The organism is Prevotella amnii CRIS 21A-A (assembly GCF_000177355.1).
GTDB classification, from domain to species: Bacteria; Bacteroidota; Bacteroidia; order Bacteroidales; family Bacteroidaceae; genus Prevotella; species Prevotella amnii.
Genome location: NZ_ADFQ01000051.1, coordinates 116022 through 134361, shown reverse-complemented (window position 1 = coordinate 134361; position 18340 = coordinate 116022). Strand labels below are relative to the sequence as shown.

Here is an 18340-nt window from a genome sequence, read left to right as displayed (position 1 = left end):
CAATGAATATTAAGCGTCATCTTCTTTTATTACTATTACTGTTATGCTTTCAAATAATAATGGCACAACATGTACGAGTCGTAGCACCAAGAAGAGTATCAGTAGGTGAAGAATTTCAAATAGAATATACTGTATATACTCAAGATGTGCGACGTTTTCATTTGGGAAAGATTTCATCTGGCTTAGAAAAGATTTATGGACCAGCTACCTCTTCTCAGCGAAGTATTCGTTTTGTTGATGGACATACAAGTAGCTCTTCGTCTATCTCTTTTGCCTATGTTTTTGTAGCAAATAAGAAAGGTCTTTTAACTGTTGGTCCAGCTCGTATTGATATAGGAGGGCAAATGCTAGCTTCTACACCAGTTAGAATTACGGCTGTAGGAAATGTAAATACCTCAAGAGCTTCTTCTAAAGGATCCTCTTCTATGAGTGAAGATGAAAATACAGATTATTCTTCATCTCCATCTTCTATAACATCTAAAGATTTATTTATTAAAGTTATAGCAAATAAGACTATTGTGCATGAACAAGAACCAGTATTATTGACTTATAAAGTTTATACTACTAAAAACTTGAAACAACTTGCAGGCAAAATGCCTGATCTTGTAGGTTTTCATGTACAGGAAATAAATTTGCCACAGCAAAAGTCCTTCCATAAGGAACGTGTAAAAAATAAAGTTTATAACACTGTTACATGGAGTCAATATGTTATATATCCACAAATGACAGGAATTCTAAAAGTACCATCGTTGACGTTTAAAGGTATTGTCCAAATAAGTGATCCTGATTTTAATCCTTTTGAAGCTTTTGGCATAGATAATAGTCGTGATATTCAAAAAGATATAATTGCGCCAAGTTTAGCCATTAAAGTATTACCTTTACCTAATAAACCAGCTAATTTTTCAGGTGGAGTAGGGCACTTTAATATTTCTATTCAGGCTGATAAAAAAGAAGTTAAAGCAGGTGATCCTTTATCTATTCGTGTAGTTATAAGTGGAAATGGTAACTTAAAACTTATAAAGCAACCTAAAATAACTTATCCAAAATCTTTTGAGGCATACGATGTTAATATTTCTGATAAAACTCGATTGACTGTAAAAGGTACAGAGGGTAATATGATTTATGACCAAATAGTAGTACCTCATAATGAAGGTAGATTCACCATTAATCCTATAAAGTTTACATATTTTGATGTGTCTCAGCAGAAATATGTTACAATAGAGACAGAAAAACTTTGTCTAAAAATATTAAAAAATAAAAGTATAAAAAAGAAGGAAGTAGATGATGCTGCTTCTTTAGATAATGATATTCATCCACTGAAATTAGAAGAAAGTTCTTTTAATAACTTTAAATATACTTTCTTTAATTCATTTCTTTATTGGTTTTTTATATTTATCTTATTTGTAATTATAGTATTAATAATCTATTTTTTTAGAGATGGGCTAAAGAGTAGTTCTGCTGATTTTTCTTTAAAGTTGGAAAAAAATGCCAATAAAACAGCAACATCACGATTAGATTCGGCTTATGCTATGATGTTAAAAGGTGATAATATAGAATTTTATGAAGAAATATCTCATGCTCTTTGGGGCTATGTTAGTGATAAGCTACATATAGCTGTAGGAGAACTATCGCGTGAAAATATCACAGAATCGCTTGCTTATATTAATATTCCAAATAATGTGATTGAAAAATTTATATCTGCTTTAGATGAATGTGAGTATGAACGTTATGCTCCTGGTGATGAGCGTGGGAATATGCGTCGTACTTATGATAAAGCTATAACAGCTATTAGTTCTATAGAAGATGTTTCAAAAAGAAATAAGAAAATAAGAAAAATGAAATCGTTATTGTTTTTATTTGGTATTCTTACTATATTTACATTGTCTTCATTTGGAATAAATACATCAAAAAATGAAGCTAATAGACTATATAATAAAGGTAATTATGCAGCTGCAGCGCAGGCATATGAATTCCTTTTACAAAAGAATATATCACCATCTCTTTATTATAACTTAGGTAATGCTTATTATAAACAGGATAGTATAGCTAAGGCTGTAATAGCTTATGAACGTGCTCTACGTTTGTCTCCTGATGATAATGATATAAAATTTAATCTCCAATTAGCTCAATCTAAAACTATAGATAATATACCATCTAAATCAGAAATGTTTTTTATAACATGGTATAAATCACTAGTGAACTTATTGAGTATTGATGGTTGGGCATGGATTTCTATATTTTCTCTTATACTTATTATTTGTGGAATGTGTGCTTTTATACAGATAAAAAAACTTAGTATTAGAAAGACTTTAACTAAGATATTTGTCATATTAATAATACTATTTGTGTTTTCTATCTTTTTTGCATTTCAACAAAAAAGTTTTATATGTTCGCATGATTTTGCTATTGTAATATCTCCTTCAGTTGTTGTGAAAACAACACCAGATGCAGCAGCAAGTAAAGCGTTTATCATACACGAAGGGACTAAATTGAAAATTATAGATAATTCTATGGATCAATGGTGGGAAATTGTGCTTGATGATGGAAGGAAAGGTTGGATAGAAAAAGGTGTTGCAGAAGTAATTTAATTATTTACATTTAAAAGATAGGAAGAAAAAGAATGGGTATAGAATTTCTTAGGCACTTGGATAATAATTTAGTTATTGCCTTACATGGTGGTAATAATTTGTTTTTAGACAAATTTGCCATTATCTTTACTACTTCTTATATATGGATACCACTTTATTTATCACTATTATTGTTGATAATTAAAAATAATGAAAGCTGGAGAAAGATATCACTTATCTTAGGCATTTTTGCCGTTACTATCATATTAAGTAATATTATAAATAACGTTATAGTTAAACCTTCTTTTGAGCGTCTTCGTCCTTTTAATGACCCACATTTACATTCTTTATTACCTTTAATTAATGGCTATACTGCTAAAGGATTTAGTTTTTATTCTTCACATACAAGTAATAGCTTTTTTATATTCACATTTCTAACATTACTTATACGTAATAAAACTTTGTCTTTTTCCCTTTTATTATGGGCTATAACCATTGCTTGGACAAGATTATATCTTGGAGTACATTACCCTACTGATATTATAATGGGAGTATTTTTAGGTATTTCATTAGCAGTATTAGGATATTTTTCATTTTATAAAATATATAAAATAACAAACGAACATTTACATTTTATATCTGCTAAATATACAGAAACAGGATATAGCCTATCAGATATAGATACTGTATTAAATATTTTAATGTTGACATTAATATACACAATGTTTCATGCAATATTATAACTATAAATAAAAATATTATTATGTCAGAAGAAACAAAACATATTAGCATTTCCGATTATAACTATCATTTACCTGATAGTCGTATAGCTAAGTATCCTTTAGCTAAACGTGATAATAGTAAATTGTTGTTATATAAACAAGGTAAAATAACAGAGGACGTTTTTTATAATTTACCAAAATATCTACCAAGTGGAGGATTGATGGTTTGTAATAACACAAAGGTTATTCAAGCACGTATCCATTTTCGCAAGGAAACAGGGGCTTTAATAGAGATATTCCTTTTGGAACCTGCTGATCCAGTGGACTATGAATTGATGTTTCAAACTACTCATAATTGTTCATGGCTTTGTATGGTAGGTAATTTAAAAAAATGGAAGGATGGTAAATTAAAGCGTAAGTTTGATATAAAAGGAGAAAAATTAACATTAATAGCTTCGTTAAATAAAGAAAAAACTCTTAACACTTTAGGAGGAACTAATCATTGGATAGACTTTACATGGGATAATGAAAATGTATCATTTGCTGAAATATTAGAAATAGTGGGTGAACTGCCAATACCTCCTTATCTTAACCGTGATACAGAGGAAAGCGATAAAGAAACTTATCAAACAGTATATTCCAAAATAAAAGGATCAGTAGCTGCGCCTACTGCAGGCCTTCATTTTACACCAGAAGTATTGAAAGCTATAGATGAATGTGGTATTGTTCGTGATGAACTTACACTACATGTGGGAGCTGGTACTTTTAAACCTGTAAAAAGCGAAGAGATAGAAGGACATAATATGCATTCTGAATATGTTGTAGTGCAACGACACACTTTAGAGCAATTACTTTTACATGATTGTTCTGCTATAGCTGTTGGAACAACAAGTGTAAGAACATTGGAAAGTTTATATTATATGGGTATACATCTTGAAGAAAATCCTAACGCTTCTGAAGCAGATTTGCACATAAAGCAGTGGGAACCTTATGATTTACCACATAATGAAGAAGGACTTGTAATAATAAAAGGTGTGGCAATAACAGTAAGAAAGGCTATAGAGAACATACTTTTTTATTTAAAAAAAGATAATTTACAAGCACTTCACTCAAGTACGCAGATTATTATCGCTCCTGGATATACATATAAGATAGTAAAAGCTCTTATAACTAATTTTCATCAACCTCAATCAACACTTATATTATTAGTAAGTGCTTTTGTTAAGGGCGATTGGCGTAACATATATGATTATGCTCTTAATCATGATTTTCGATTTTTGAGTTATGGTGACTCTTCTTTATTAATTCCTTAAACAAATGTTATAATTTAAAAAAGATTTTATTTATGAAAAAAGGTGATAAAGTAAGATTTCTTAATGAGAAAGGAGGAGGCATAATTGCTGGCTTCCAGAATAAGAATATAGTATTAATAGAAGATGAAGATGGGTTTCAAATACCTACAAATATAAAAGATGTTATTGTTATAGAAGATTCATATACTGAAGAGAAAGCATTAAGCCGCATAGAAGAGAAAGAAAAAAATATTGATGCAAATAAAACTAATAAAAGTATTAAGCAGCAACTTTCCTTAGATCCTGAAGAAAGTTTAGATAATTGGCGTAATATAGATGCTGATGTTAAGCCTGAAGAAGATCCTTCTGTAGGTTTTAAGATTCCTGTACAAGAGCGTATAGGTGGAGATAAACTTTCGGTATATATTGCGTATGTTCCTATTGATAAGGATAATCTTTCTGCTACTCGATTTGAATCTTATATAATTAATGATTCTAATTATTATATTACATTTACTTATCAAATAGCAAATGAAAGTGATAATAAATGGACTCTTCATGCTCATGGTGAAGTAGAGCCAAATACAAAAATGATATTAGAACAGTTTGGAAAAGAAGAATTAAATAATTTATTAAGAGGGAATGTGCAATTTATTGCATATAAACAAGATAAAAATTTTGAATTAAAGTCAGTATATGATGTTCAATTGAAACTTGATGCAATAAAATTTTATAACCAGAATTCCTTCCATGAAAATATTTTTTTTAATAAACCAGCGATTCTTTGTAATTTAGTATTAGATGATAAGCAGAGATATAATGTAACTGTTAAACCTGAAAAATATTGTTTGGAAGTAGATACAAGAAAAGATTCCGTATGTAAACCTGCTCGTATACAAAAATCGGTTAATAAGGATAATTTAGAAACTTTGCAGAAGCATTTTACAGAAACATCTCCAATTTCGCCTATTAGGAAAGTAAAGAAGTTGATGCGTGAAGATAAAATTATTATCGATTTACATGCTGATTCTCTTTTAGAAACCATTCAAGGAATGACGTCAGCTGATATTTTAGAATATCAATTAGATTTTTTTCGTAAAACCTTAGAAGAATATAAGAATATTAAAGGTCAAAAAATAATATTCATTCATGGAAAGGGAGAGGGTGTTTTACGACAATCTTTACTACATGAGCTGAACTATCGTTATAAGCATTATTCTTATCAAGATGCGTCCTTTCGTGAATATGGTTATGGGGCAACGCAAGTTACTATAAAATAAGAAATATTTGTTCTATCTTATACCTAAGTGTTATGAAGTACGGATTTATAAAAGTAGCATCAGCTATACCTGCTGTAAAAGTAGCAGATATACAGTATAATCTATCAGAGATAGAGAAGCAAGTTATAAAGGCAGAAGGAGAAGGTGTAGAAATAATTGTTTTTCCAGAATTATCTCTTACAGGATATTCGTGTCAAGACCTTTTTCAACAGCAGGTTTTGCTTGATAATATAGAAATAGCAGTAGTACAGCTATTAGATTTTACAAGGCAACTGGATATAACTATCATAGTAGGGGCACCTATTTGTGTCAACTCTGTTTTGCTTAATTGTGCTTTAGTGATACAGCATGGCAAATTGTTGGGTATTGTTCCAAAGACTTATTTACCTAATTATGGTGAATTTTATGAAAAACGTTGGTTTGCTTCTTCGCAAGATTTGCAGCTGCAAAGTATTTATTATGTAGGTGATAAGATGGATATTTCTACAGATATTCAGCTGTTTTCTACTTCTCAAGGGGTTAGGTTTGGCATAGAAATCTGTGAAGACTTATGGTCTCCTCTTCCACCAAGTAATCAGTTAACATTGGCAGGGGCGGAACTTATTTTTAATCTTTCAGCAAGTGATGATCTTATAGGCAAGCATAATTATCTTAAAACTTTAGTTGCTCAACAAAGTGCACGAACTATTTGTGGTTATGTATATAGTAGCTGTGGTTTTGGAGAAAGCACACAGGACGTAGTTTATGGAGGCAATGCTTTAATATATGAGAATGGTAAGTTATTAGCAGAAGCTAAACGTTTTGAAGTGGAAGCACAGATTATTATCTCAGAAATAGATATTGATAGGTTGCGTATAGAGCGTAGAGCTAATACTACTTTTGTTAATGCTCAACGTCCCACTATGATGCAGCGTCTGAGAGCTAATAATCAAGCTATTTTAAGCAATATCCCCACTTGTATACCACCATCTATCCAGCGAGAGTTTATTCTTACTCGTTCTGTATATAAGTATCCTTTTATACCTAAAGGAGAAGAGCTTCGTGAGCATTGTGAAGAGATACTAAATATCCAAGTATGTGGTTTGGCCAAACGCTTATTACATATTAATTGTAAAACAGTAGTTATAGGAGTGAGTGGAGGATTAGATTCTACCTTAGCTTTACTTGTTGCATCTCTTGCCTTTGACAAGTTAGGATATAATCGTAAAGGTATCATAGGTGTTACTATGCCAGGCTTTGGAACTACAGACCGCACATATAGCAATGCTATTACATTAATGCAAAAATTAGATATAACTATTCGTGAAATAAACATTTCAGAATCTGTTAAGCAACATTTTGCTGATATAGAGCATGATATAAATTTGCATAATACTACATATGAAAATTCGCAGGCTCGCGAACGTACACAAATATTAATGGATATAAGCAATCAAGCGGGAGGGATTGTTATAGGTACAGGAGATTTGAGCGAATTAGCTCTTGGGTGGTGTACTTATAATGGTGATCATATGAGTATGTATGCAGTAAATATAGGTATTCCTAAAACATTGATAAAGCATTTAGTATATTATATAGCAAAAGATAGTACAGAAGAGGTTACTAAGTGTACACTTAATGATATTATAAATACTCCAATATCACCAGAGCTAACTCCGGCGGATAAAAATGGTAATATTATACAAAAGACAGAAGATCTTGTTGGACCTTATGAGCTGCATGATTTCTTTTTATATTATATGTTAAGATTTGGCTTTCGTCCGAAAAAGATCTTTTGGTTAGCACAGCAAGCTTTTAAAGGAGAATATGCTGATGGTATTATTCTTCATTGGCTTCGTATATTTTATAAACGCTTCTTTTCACAACAGTTTAAACGTTCTTGTCTGCCTGATGGCCCTAAGGTGGGAAGTGTAAGCCTTTCTCCAAGAGGCGATTGGAGAATGCCTTCCGATGCTATGTGCTCTGAATGGATACGAGATCTCGAGAATATAGAGAGCTAAGTTTTAATTATTAATATTAATAATAAGAGTAAAGTATAGACTATTAACACTATATTTGCTACATTTATAAGACATAAATATTCACATTAAAAAAGGTATATGGTAAATATAAAAAAAGTCTTTTTAGTGATAATCGTGTTATTAGAGGGCTATAATGTAAGTGCTCAAGTAAACCCTTTACGCGACTCTTTATTAGTAGCAACGCATAGGTTAGAGGAGAATGTTGCTTCAGTAGATTTGCGTTTAAAGCGTGCTTCATGGTATTTATTGCTTGAAAAATGGAGTTCGGCTAAAGATGATTATGATATAATTCTTGCTCATAATCCTAATAATATTGGAGCGTTGTTTTTTCGTGCTTATGCTAATGAGCGTTTAGGTAGGTATGGCTTTGCACGACAAGATTATAATAACCTTTTAAAGTTGGCTCCAGGACATTTTGAAGCACAATTAGGTTTGGTTTTATTAAACGAGAAGGATAAGCATTACACTGAGGCTATGGACGGTATTAATAGCTTAATAGAGCAGGCTCCTGATAGTGCTATAGCCTATGCTGTTAGAGCAGGAATAGAGAAAGAAAGAGGACTTCTTACATTAGCAGAATACGATTATACTCAGGCTATTATAAGAGATGTTAATAATATTGATTATATTATTCAACGTATAGAGGTATATATTAAACAAAAAAAATATAAGCAAGCCAAACGAGATGTTGACTTGCTTAAAAAATTAGGAGCTTCTTTCTGTGATATAAAGCCTTTTTTAGATAAGCTGAAAAATAAAATATAATATGTATTCGACCTCTTCTTACCAGTTTTCCCTATTATGCTTATATCTTTCTTGCCATAGATGTAAAGCATATATATAGCCGTATTTGTCGTATAGCTTTGAAAGGCGAGTAGCACGAATCTTAAATTGTTTAAAGTCTTTTTGCTCAGGACTCGTCCATTGCACCTCTGAGAGTGCTGCCATACGTGGAAGAAGCATATAAGTGGCAAGATTTGGATTGCTAATGTATTCTGTCCAAAGGTTTGCTTGTACACCTAAAATATGCTTTTTACTTTCTTCTGACATTGTTTTAGGAGCAGGATCGAGACTGTATACTTGCTCTACATCTAAGGAGTGCACCTGTGTTAAAGGTTCAGAATATTGTTCTTTTGTTTGAGCGTAGTCGAAATAACAATGTGAGGTGGGCGACATAATAACATCATGTCCCATTTTAGCTCCTTTTTCGCCAGGCTCAATACCACGCCAACTCATTATTGTTGCACTTTTGTTAATATCTCCATCAAGTATTTCGTCCCAACCTATTATAGATCTTCCTTTACTGTTAAGATATTTTTCTATACGATTGGTAAAATAAGCTTGTAATTTATTAATAGGAAGACCTTCCTTTTGCATAATTTTTTCACACTTTGAACATTCGCTCCAGCGTTTTGTTGGAGTTTCATCTCCTCCTATATGAATATACCTCGAAGGGAAAATATCTATTACCTCATCAAGAACACCTTCTACAAACTTAAATGTATCTTCATTGCCTATACATAAAACATCATAATATACTCCCCAGTTGTGTCCCACTTTATATGGACCGCCAGTACACCCAAGGTTAGGATATGATGCAAGCGCAGCTTTCATGTGTCCAGGCATATCTATTTCAGGTATAACAGTGATATGACGCTGACGTGCATATTCCACTATCTCACGGCATTGCTCTTGCGTGTAATAGCCACCATACTTAATACTATCATCTACATCGCTATTACGTCCCATCACGGTGCCTGTGCGTACAGACCCTATTTCTACGAGCTTAGGATATTTTTTTATCTCTATGCGCCATCCCTGATCATCGTTAAGATGCCAATGAAAGGTGTTCATGTTATGTAGGGCTATGAGATCAATAAATTTCTTAATGAAATCTATAGAGAAGAAATGACGAGAGCAATCTAACATCATTCCTCTGTATTTAAATCGAGGTGCATCTTTAATTTCTGCTGCTGGTAATACGATAGGATTATTAATAGCATTGCATATAGGGAGCGATTTCCTTAATGTTTGTACACCGTAAAAAACTCCTGCTGATGTAAAACCACTAATTTTAATATTTTTATTATTAATATTTATAGTGTACGCCTCTTCGCCTTTTATGTTTTTGTTGTTTAATAATAATTCTATGTAGTTACCTTTCTTTGGTTTAATGTCAGATACTTTGAGTTTTAATCCTGTTAGGTCTGCTATATAACAAGACAGAAAATATGCATTTTTTTGCATTAAATCGTCTTTAGAAGAGCAAAAAATAGTGGTGTTGCTATTTAGAATAAAGGATTTTCCCTTTACCATTACAATACTTTGTGGTAGAGGTATTACATCATAAGACGCATCTGTAGCAAAACCTGTTGCCACAAAAAGGCTTAGTACTAAGGATAGTAATATTTTTTTTGTCATATTTTTGTAAATTAAATATATAAAAGATTTTCAGTAGATATTAATCTTCGTAAGTAAAAGGTACAAACCATGTAATGAGCAGTGCAGGAATGGTACAGAATAGCACGAAGATAAAGAAGTGTTTATAACCTATTGCATCACTTATTACACCACTAAGCATACCTGGAAGCATCACGCCAAGGTTCATTATACCACTTGCAAAGGCATAATGTGCCATTTTGTGTTTACCCGGAGCTATTTGTTGCATCATAAACAGTGTAAGACCCACAAAGCCAAAGCCGTAACCGAAGTATTCCATAACTATACCGCACCCTATTATCCAAATGTCAGAGGGCTGATATACGGCTAATAAGGTATAAGCTACAAAAGGTATGTTAAAAATCAATGCTAAAGAGAAAAGGCTTTTTTTAAGTCCTCGTTTAGCAATATAGTTTCCTCCGAGGATACTTCCTATAACAAAAGCTGCTGCCCCAAAAGTGCCATAACATAAGCCTATTTCTTTTTCGCTCAACCCTAATCCACCTACAGTAGTAGATGCTTTTAAAAAAAGAGGAACTATCTTTATAGCAAACCCTTCTGCAAACCGATAGAGAATAATAAAGATAATATAATACCATATATGCTTTTTCTGAAAAAACTCTTTAAAAAAGAATAACAGTTCGTTTAAAGTTTGTTTAAAAGTAGTTATTTTCTTATTTGTTTTCTCTTCTTTAGGTAAGAAAGCGTAGTGATAAATGCTTAAAGCTATCATAATAATTCCAATAATGAGCATTATTATCATCCACGCTTTAGCAACACCAAACATCTTAATAAATATGCCTGCAAGATATACCAAACCACCTGTGGCTGCTATCTTTGCTATATTATAAAATGCTCCTTGCCAGCCTATCCAACGTGCTTGTTCCTCTTTTGAAAGCACAGAGATATAAGTGCCATCGGCTGCTATATCATGAGTAGCACCGCTTAATGCTACCACTGCAAGCATGGCAATGGTAATAGCAAAAAAAGAAGATGCACCTAAGGCAAAAGCTATCAATGCAAACATGATACCTGAAAGCAGCTGTGTAGTGACAACAAAAAATTTTTTTGTTTTGTAAATTTCAAGAAATGGGCTCCAGATGGGCTTTAATGTCCATGGAAGCATGATTAAAGAGGTCCAATAAGCTATCTTAGTATCAGATACCCCCATACCTTTATACATTAAGGTGCATACCATGTTAAGTACAACAAATGGTATACCCATGGCAAAATAAAGAGTAGGTACCCAAGTTATAGGACTCGTTTTTTTTCTTTCAGAAGTGATCTGACCCATTGTTTTTTTGTTTTTAGGTTATTAGTTGATTATATTTTTACAAAAGTTGTTGCAAAGGTACGATATTTTTTTTACTTTTGTATATATATAAAATAAAACCTATTATGATATTAAAATCTATTATCTCTGGTGTGTTACCCTTATGCTTATCATCATTGCCTGTTTATGTTAAAGGGCAAAACATGGTAGTTATATCGCCTCAAGACACACCTTCTTCTATTATCTCTAAGGCTGCTAATGTTGTGCCTTCGTTGAGGCAGTATTTATGGCAGCGTCAGGAGCTAACTGCTTTTATTCATTTTGGAATGAATACATTTACTAATAAGGAGTGGGGAGATGGCAAAGATAGTCCGAGCCTGTTCTGTCCCACTGAGATTGATGCAGAGCAGTGGGTTAAGACCTTGCGAGATGCAGGTTTTAAGAGTGTTATTCTTACCTGTAAGCATCATGATGGCTTTTGTCTTTGGCCAAGTGCTTATACCGATTATAGCGTAAAAAGCTCGCCATGGAAACAAGGAAAGGGCGATGTTGTGCGCGAGGTTAGCAATGCGTGTAAGAAGTATGGAGTAGGTTTTGGTGTATATCTCTCACCATGGGATCGTAACTCTCTGCTATATGGGCAGGGCAAAGCCTATAATGATTACTTTATAAAACAGCTTGAAGAGCTGCTTACCCAGTATGGTCCTGTTAGCGAAGTGTGGTTTGATGGGGCTAATGGAGAGGGTCCTAATGGTAAGAAGCAGAAATATGATTTTGTACGTTGGTATAAGCTTATACGCAAGCTACAGCCACAAGCTGTCATTGCTGTAATGGGTCCAGATGTGCGTTGGGTAGGTACAGAGACGGGGCGTGGACGTGAAACAGAATGGAGCGTAGTGCCTAAAGACAACCTCGACCCTACATTAATAGCTAAACATTCGCAGCAGACAGAGCTTTTACCCCCTGAAGGCGATATGGTAGGCGACGATATAGGTAGTAGGAGTAAGATATTAAAAGCAAAGGTTTTGGCGTGGTATCCTGCTGAAATAGATGTATCTATACGTCCTGGTTGGTTTTATCATAAGGCTGAAGACAATAAGGTAAAATCGTCAAAAGAGCTAACCGACATTTATTTTTCATCGGTAGGGCGTAATGGTGTGCTCTTGCTTAATATTCCTCCTAATAAGGAAGGACGCCTTTCTGCTGAAGACGTAAAGTCTTTAAAGTCTTTTAAGGAAAATATAGATAATATCTTTAAGACTAATTTGTTAGCCAGGTATATAGATAAAAACAGAGTAAAGGCTTTTAAGGCTCTTAAACCAAGCATAGATGGACGTTATGAAACTTCTTCTGTTTTAGCTGATAATGAAAATAAGGCTAAAAACAAAGTGCTTACCTATTATTTAAAGTCGCCTATTACGTTTAATGTTTGTGCTTTACAGGAAGATATTAGCAAGGGGCAACGTGTAGAATCGTTTGTCGTTGAGGCAAGAAGAGTAGGAGGTAGCTGGGAAAAAGTGGCAGAAGGCACTACTATTGGTTATAAGCGTCTTTTGCGTTTTAACACCGTAACTGCTCAAGAAATACGACTTGTTATCAAGCAAACACGTGGTAAGGTATATTTATCAGAGTTTGGCTTATATATGGAATAAACCATTTTTCTTCTTAAGCGCATTATTTTGTAAGTGGCAAAACTACTATATATAGTAGTTTTAATTATATAAAAAACCTCCTTAGAGTCGTCTAAAATTTGCTCTAAGGAGGTTTTCTTTTATATTAGCTCTATGCTATAATAACGTCTTCATTTACAAATAATACTTTATTTATAGAGCTTGAAACCGTTAAGAAAGGAATTTTCTTTTACTTTATCAAAGCGTTCTATAGTATCAATGTGTAAGTACTTAAGTTTAATAGGTTTTACAAAAACAATAGACCAAACTTCGTTTTCGGTAGTAGGTTTCTTCTTTAAAGTAGCTACTCCTAATTTTTCCATCTTATTTTCGTCTGTGCCACCATAGATTTCGAGACGAGAAGGTACAAAGTTTGCTACATTTTGTCCTTGTATTGTTAGTGGTAAAATATACTCAAAGCCTGCAACCTCTTGTTCTTTTGCTAATTTTACTTTAAGCATGCCATACCCATAACTGAGGAATAGATATATAGACCCATCTTTAAATAAGCCATTTTCATTTTGTATATAATCAGTACCATAATATTCGTTAGGTATGGTATAGTCAGTTACAGGTATTAATGTTTTACCATCTAAAGTTCCGGCAGAGTTAATATAGCTTTGCTCTTTAGTAACGTTCCATACATAATGATTATATTGCTTACTTATCCTTGTACCGTCATTAGGCACTATAGTGAATGCTATACGTCCATCTTTCTGCATGTCGAGCAGCGATTTTGATGTTTTGTTAAGTGTTATAACAACATCTTTAGACGAGGTTTCACCTTGCTTTATTGTAACGGTCTTTGTCGAGAAGTTTACCGCATCTTCACCTAAAGAAGTAACACCTTTCTTTGTAGCGAGCTTACTGTTATCTACCTTAATATTAAAAGTAAGGTCTTTATCTGCTGTTGCTGTTAGGCGAACTTTAAACTTTAGGTCCTCTTTAGGTACTTCTAACATCTTAGTACCTACTATTTGGGTAAAGTTGATATAGCTTTCCTTGCCAAGATTGTCTATGAAAGCTATAGCCGAATAGTCTTCTTTCTCTTCAGGATATAACCCGCTTCCCACTTCTGGTTCGCTTTGGCACGATACTAAGAAAGGCATTAGGGCAGTGGCTACTAATATTGTTGTTTTTGAAAATAGTTTCATGAGATATTTTTTATAGGTTATTAGTTATTATGTCCATCTATACGAACATCTTTAGTCCATGTTATAGCAGTAGGAACAGTAGCAGGTTTACCATGCCCTGTAGCATCTTTAAACTCTTGTCCCTCTCCTTCGTTTAGTTTCCAGTAAGCCTCTAAGCCAGGACTTGTTGGGTCGCAAGAGTACATATTATTAGCAATTTCCGATTTAGAACGTGCTTTAGTCCATAAACGAAGTTCGCTAACCATAACATTTGCTTTAAGATAATCCTGATTACCAAACTGTGCATGATCACTAAGATATACTACCTTACCGGGTAAGTCCATAGAGTTGTCTAATGTGCCGTTAACATATAGATATAACTTTGTCCCTTGACATACAAAGGCTAAGTGGTACCATGTGTTAGACTTAAAGAGCATATTGCTATTCATCTGTGTACCTTGTGTCTTTACCTGTAAGCGATTACCCTCTATAGGAGCATCTCCGAAACGTGTATATATCTCTCCGTCTTTACCTGCTGGTGCCCAGCAGCCAAAGAGGGTCTGGTTGTTAAGCTCGCCTACACGAGTGCCAAGCATGCTGATGTTTACGTTCATCTCGAGAGTCCACTCCTTAAGTGAAAGCTCTTTTCTAAAGTTTAGCTTAATGTTGCTACTGCTGTTAATAGTAGGAACAGCCTGATATACTACTTGGTCTAAAATATATACCATAGTGCTACCAGAGGTAAGTACCTGCTCAGCACCATCTTTAGCCTTTAGCTTGAACGCTATAGCATACTTCTTTCCGCTATCTTTTAAAGCCTTTGAAAGTGGTTTTATGGTAAGGATAGCTGGTTGTGAAGTAACTTTCCCTTTGCCCACGGTAATTTCAGAAGCCGATAAGCTATAACTACCTTCTGGTAAAAAGGTGTAGCTTGTCTCGTTATGCTTGTTAAAAGCGTTTAGAGCTTCAGGGTCAGGAGTTAGCTCGAAAGAGCTGTTTTGCTGAGCTATGTCTGAAAGGCGCACACTGATGTTTTGTGTAACAGCTTTCTGTCCTAATGTTATCTTTGTAGAAGAATTACCACTTGTGGCTGTCTGTGCTATATATGCTTGATGTGTCAATTCAGAATATTCTGCATTATTGCAAGAAGAAAAAGCCACAGTGCCCATTATTAAGCCACCTAAAACGTATTTTGGTAGATAATTTTTCATTTTCTTTTCTTATTAATCGTTATTTAATAATAGGGTTCATTATATTAATAGCTTTGCGCAAATATGGGTAAGTAATAGAGTTTTTAGGTCCATACTCATACTCCATGTGGAAAGTACCTACACCACCTTTTCTATAAGTCTTACCATCGTAGGTAGGCTCCCATTGTGCAAAACCCCATAGAGATGGCATTGTTTTACCATGAGGGGCTCTAAAAGTCACACCACCTGAGCTTGCGTAGCGTTCAAAGTTCTCACATACTATAATTTTTTTAGCAATCTCTTCCACTTTAAGAGTTCCTTTAAAATGTCCTATTTGTGAAGATACTCTGCTATCTAATCCCGAATTAGAGCTATTACCGTATGCCTGTAGGATAAAATAGTCGAAATAGCTACCTAAAGAAGCAAGGAATGCGTGAGGCTCTCCATCTACTACTAACATCTTCTTTGTACCCGATTTAGGACCTATGCGTTTAGCTAAAGTTTCTACAAAGGTAGTCATTATCTTTGGGTTTGTCCAAAGCTCACGATCAGTAGCAAAGGGCTGTGCATAGCTTGGCTCTGCATCTATATCGAAACCATCGTAGTTATATTTATAAATGGTGTCGCATATAGCGTTAGCATACTTCTTTGTAGCTTCTAACTGTGAAGCCTCGTCATTTTTCCAGCCCCAAAACTCATGTCTCCACTGCTTAAAGGTCATGCCTGCCTTGCGCTTATCTTCAGGAATTTCTGGCGTTATCTGGTCGCCAATGTCAAACACTAAGAAGCATATAAGAGCCTTTGTTCCTTTTTTCTCTTGTACATAACGAAGATCCTTTAGCTGGGCAGCAGAAGGATTTTTCCAGTTACCCCATAGAGAAACGAAGTCTGTACTATCTGGAAGTCCTGCAAGCGAATTTTCTAACGACGCACCGCTACCTGTCCAGTTACCAAACCACCCAAAAGATACCTCATGATCGGTAGCTTTATATTTGCGTAGCTGAGCATAATAAGCCTCACTTCTGTTAGTGGTTGTAAGATCAGTAGGGTTTTTAGGTTCTGTCTCAGTCCAGTCACTACATGCTGTAAAGGCTGTAGTGGTTATAGCTGTGAGTAATATTGTCTTGAATAAATTTTTCATCTTTTTATTTTCAATCTATTTAATTTCACAATATATTATTTTTGCCACCACATTTTAGCTTCATAGTTGTCTTGTCCTCCACGAAGCATTTTTACGGCTTTTTCGTAATTGTTTTTGTTTTGGGTAATTTCATCATGTGCAAAAGGTATGCGGTTAGGCACCTGTAGGGTAGAGCCTGTAGACTGTGCTACTGGGAACACCTTAGGATATCCAGTTCTGCGAAGCTCGCACCAGCCTTCTTGCCCGTCAGGATAAAGAGCTATCCATTTCTGTGTTATTAAGCGTTCCATCTTTTCTTCTTCAGTAGCGTTATTGTTCCATTTAATGGTAATAGTGCTTACAGCACTGGCATTAGCACCATAGCCTCCTGCAGCGTCTACATAGTCGGCTTGCTTTAAGGTGTTGTTATTGATATAATCGTCAGCACCTTTAGCTCCCCACTGCTCAAATGATAGGCGAATAGCTTCGTTATAAAGCTCCTCTACAGAGCCTCCCATGCCAGCCCAGTTAGCTAATGCTCCCTCAGCGCGGCAGAAAGCCATCTCTGAAGCAGAAAGCCATACGCCACGAGTATCTTTTGTTACGTTAGCAGAAGAGTATAGCTTAACAGCCACAGCTTTGTTACCTATCTTAGCACCTACACGACAGCCTATAACAGGGCGTGCGCCTTGTGTAGCAGTAGCATTAAAATATTTCATAAGTCGAGGATCTTTATATCCAGTCATATAGCTCTCTATGTCGGCAGCAGCACGTGTATCACCCCATTCTACAGATGTTTTATATAATCCGTTAGGTGAGTATTCTATGGTACAGTTGTCTTCATTTTTAGTAATAACCCCATCTTTTACAGCTTGTTCGCCTATCTTTTTAGCAAGTTCAGGAGCTACAAAGCGCATACGTATAGCCATACGTAGCTTTAAAGAGTTAGCATATTTTTCCCACTTAGCACAGTTGCCTTTATACACCTTATCATATTCTTCTGCCACAGTGAGGTTAGGCTTTATAAGTAATAAAGGTTTTATAATGCTGGTAGCCTCATCAAGGTCTTTTATAAGCGATTTGTATACATCTTCTTGAGATGAGTAAGCATTAGGATTGTCCTTAACTGCTCCTATCTGAAGAGGTCCGTACATATCTGTAAGACGTAAGAAGTTAGCTGCACGCATAATCAAAGCTAAAGCATACATTACCCCTTGCTTGTTAGTAAGGCGTGCTATTGCTTTAAAAGCAGATACTGTTTTAGGTTGAGAGTCTTTATAAGGATAGCTTACCCAGCCGTCAGGAGCATTAAATTTAGCAAAGTTTTTCTCTGCAAAACTGTTATTAGCGTATGTAAAAAAGCGTCCTAAGGTGTTACCTATTAAGTCTTGATTCATCTGATAGGTATTTTCCTGTTCTGGGAACGACTCGTTTTCCATTTGCACAATAAAAGATGAGGTTGTATAGTTATCTCTGTTAAGCTCTTCTGAAGATAGACATTCTCCCGGACGGTTCTCTTCTTGGAAGCCTTCTGTGCATGAAGATAACGTATAAATCATAGTAGAAGCCATTATACATGGTACAATACTTCTTTTTATGTAATTCTTGTTCATTTTAATTATTTATTAGGATA

Annotated in this window: 13 protein-coding genes; 7 read left to right on the top strand and 6 right to left on the bottom strand. The window is 34.5% G+C overall.

Annotated features, from left to right (window positions below; translation table 11 throughout):
- Positions 1 to 2 precede the first annotated feature (2 nt).
- The 6 genes from HMPREF9018_RS04755 to HMPREF9018_RS04730 all read left to right on the top strand — a co-directional run bounded on the left by HMPREF9018_RS04755 (position 3) and on the right by HMPREF9018_RS04730 (position 8647).
- Complete coding sequence (locus HMPREF9018_RS04755) at positions 3 to 2588, top strand: BatD family protein (protein WP_008448655.1); 2586 nt, start codon at positions 3 to 5, stop codon at positions 2586 to 2588.
- A 32-nt stretch (positions 2589 to 2620) separates the two neighbouring features.
- Positions 2621 to 3310, top strand: a complete 690-nt coding sequence (locus HMPREF9018_RS04750) for a phosphatase PAP2 family protein (RefSeq protein ID WP_008448599.1) — start codon at positions 2621 to 2623, stop codon at positions 3308 to 3310.
- A gap of 20 nt (positions 3311 to 3330) precedes the next feature.
- The gene (locus tag HMPREF9018_RS04745; RefSeq protein WP_008448657.1) at positions 3331 to 4602 is read left to right on the top strand and encodes an S-adenosylmethionine:tRNA ribosyltransferase-isomerase; all 1272 of its coding nucleotides are present in this window, start codon (positions 3331 to 3333) and stop codon (positions 4600 to 4602) included.
- Positions 4603 to 4634: 32 nt separating this feature from the next.
- A complete protein-coding gene (locus HMPREF9018_RS04740; RefSeq protein ID WP_008448584.1) occupies positions 4635 to 5861 on the top strand; it encodes a DUF2027 domain-containing protein in 1227 nt (408 codons plus the stop codon).
- A gap of 32 nt (positions 5862 to 5893) precedes the next feature.
- A complete protein-coding gene (locus tag HMPREF9018_RS04735; protein ID WP_008448727.1) occupies positions 5894 to 7861 on the top strand; it encodes an NAD(+) synthase in 1968 nt (655 codons plus the stop codon).
- A 99-nt stretch (positions 7862 to 7960) separates the two neighbouring features.
- On the top strand, positions 7961 to 8647 hold the full coding sequence (locus HMPREF9018_RS04730; protein WP_008448723.1) for a tetratricopeptide repeat protein: 687 nt from the start codon (positions 7961 to 7963) through the stop codon (positions 8645 to 8647).
- An 18-nt stretch (positions 8648 to 8665) separates the two neighbouring features.
- Here HMPREF9018_RS04730 and HMPREF9018_RS04725 read toward each other — a convergent pair whose 3' ends face one another.
- Positions 8666 to 10303, bottom strand: a complete 1638-nt coding sequence (locus HMPREF9018_RS04725) for a beta-N-acetylhexosaminidase (RefSeq protein ID WP_008448870.1) — start codon at positions 10301 to 10303, stop codon at positions 8666 to 8668.
- A 40-nt stretch (positions 10304 to 10343) separates the two neighbouring features.
- Positions 10344 to 11615: an MFS transporter gene (locus HMPREF9018_RS04720; RefSeq protein WP_008448875.1), complete on the bottom strand. Its 1272-nt coding sequence runs from the start codon at positions 11613 to 11615 to the stop codon at positions 10344 to 10346.
- Positions 11616 to 11719: 104 nt separating this feature from the next.
- Between HMPREF9018_RS04720 and HMPREF9018_RS04715 the strand changes: the two genes are divergently transcribed.
- Positions 11720 to 13246, top strand: coding sequence for an alpha-L-fucosidase (locus HMPREF9018_RS04715; protein ID WP_008448754.1), 1527 nt, complete (start codon positions 11720 to 11722; stop codon positions 13244 to 13246).
- Between the two features lie 167 nt (positions 13247 to 13413).
- Here HMPREF9018_RS04715 and HMPREF9018_RS04710 read toward each other — a convergent pair whose 3' ends face one another.
- From HMPREF9018_RS04710 to HMPREF9018_RS04695, 4 genes are read right to left on the bottom strand one after another with little or no spacing between them, the layout of a single operon-like run.
- Positions 13414 to 14418: a DUF1735 domain-containing protein gene (locus tag HMPREF9018_RS04710; RefSeq protein ID WP_008448730.1), complete on the bottom strand. Its 1005-nt coding sequence runs from the start codon at positions 14416 to 14418 to the stop codon at positions 13414 to 13416.
- Between the two features lie 20 nt (positions 14419 to 14438).
- A complete protein-coding gene (locus HMPREF9018_RS04705) occupies positions 14439 to 15608 on the bottom strand; it encodes a DUF1735 and LamG domain-containing protein (protein WP_008448697.1) in 1170 nt (389 codons plus the stop codon).
- A gap of 19 nt (positions 15609 to 15627) precedes the next feature.
- Positions 15628 to 16728, bottom strand: a complete 1101-nt coding sequence (locus HMPREF9018_RS04700; protein ID WP_008448690.1) for a glycoside hydrolase family 18 — start codon at positions 16726 to 16728, stop codon at positions 15628 to 15630.
- Positions 16729 to 16763: 35 nt separating this feature from the next.
- Positions 16764 to 18320 carry a SusD/RagB family nutrient-binding outer membrane lipoprotein gene (locus tag HMPREF9018_RS04695; RefSeq protein ID WP_039864398.1) on the bottom strand — a complete coding sequence of 519 codons (1557 nt, stop codon included), beginning with the start codon at positions 18318 to 18320 and terminating at the stop codon, positions 16764 to 16766.
- Positions 18321 to 18340: the final 20 nt, after the last annotated feature.

Excerpts from the sequence above, each read along its gene's own strand:
- HMPREF9018_RS04755 (WP_008448655.1), top strand. The coding sequence starts at position 3 with ATGAATATTAAGCGTCATCTTCTTTTATTACTATTACTGTTATGCTTT.
- HMPREF9018_RS04750 (WP_008448599.1), top strand. The coding sequence starts at position 2,621 with ATGGGTATAGAATTTCTTAGGCACTTGGATAATAATTTAGTTATTGCC.
- HMPREF9018_RS04745 (WP_008448657.1), top strand. The coding sequence starts at position 3,331 with ATGTCAGAAGAAACAAAACATATTAGCATTTCCGATTATAACTATCAT.
- HMPREF9018_RS04740 (WP_008448584.1), top strand. The coding sequence starts at position 4,635 with ATGAAAAAAGGTGATAAAGTAAGATTTCTTAATGAGAAAGGAGGAGGC.
- HMPREF9018_RS04735 (WP_008448727.1), top strand. The coding sequence starts at position 5,894 with ATGAAGTACGGATTTATAAAAGTAGCATCAGCTATACCTGCTGTAAAA.
- HMPREF9018_RS04730 (WP_008448723.1), top strand. The coding sequence starts at position 7,961 with ATGGTAAATATAAAAAAAGTCTTTTTAGTGATAATCGTGTTATTAGAG.
- HMPREF9018_RS04725 (WP_008448870.1), bottom strand. The coding sequence starts at position 10,303 with ATGACAAAAAAAATATTACTATCCTTAGTACTAAGCCTTTTTGTGGCA.
- HMPREF9018_RS04720 (WP_008448875.1), bottom strand. The coding sequence starts at position 11,615 with ATGGGTCAGATCACTTCTGAAAGAAAAAAAACGAGTCCTATAACTTGG.
- HMPREF9018_RS04715 (WP_008448754.1), top strand. The coding sequence starts at position 11,720 with ATGATATTAAAATCTATTATCTCTGGTGTGTTACCCTTATGCTTATCA.
- HMPREF9018_RS04710 (WP_008448730.1), bottom strand. The coding sequence starts at position 14,418 with ATGAAACTATTTTCAAAAACAACAATATTAGTAGCCACTGCCCTAATG.
- HMPREF9018_RS04705 (WP_008448697.1), bottom strand. The coding sequence starts at position 15,608 with ATGAAAAATTATCTACCAAAATACGTTTTAGGTGGCTTAATAATGGGC.
- HMPREF9018_RS04700 (WP_008448690.1), bottom strand. The coding sequence starts at position 16,728 with ATGAAAAATTTATTCAAGACAATATTACTCACAGCTATAACCACTACA.
- HMPREF9018_RS04695 (WP_039864398.1), bottom strand. The coding sequence starts at position 18,320 with ATGAACAAGAATTACATAAAAAGAAGTATTGTACCATGTATAATGGCT.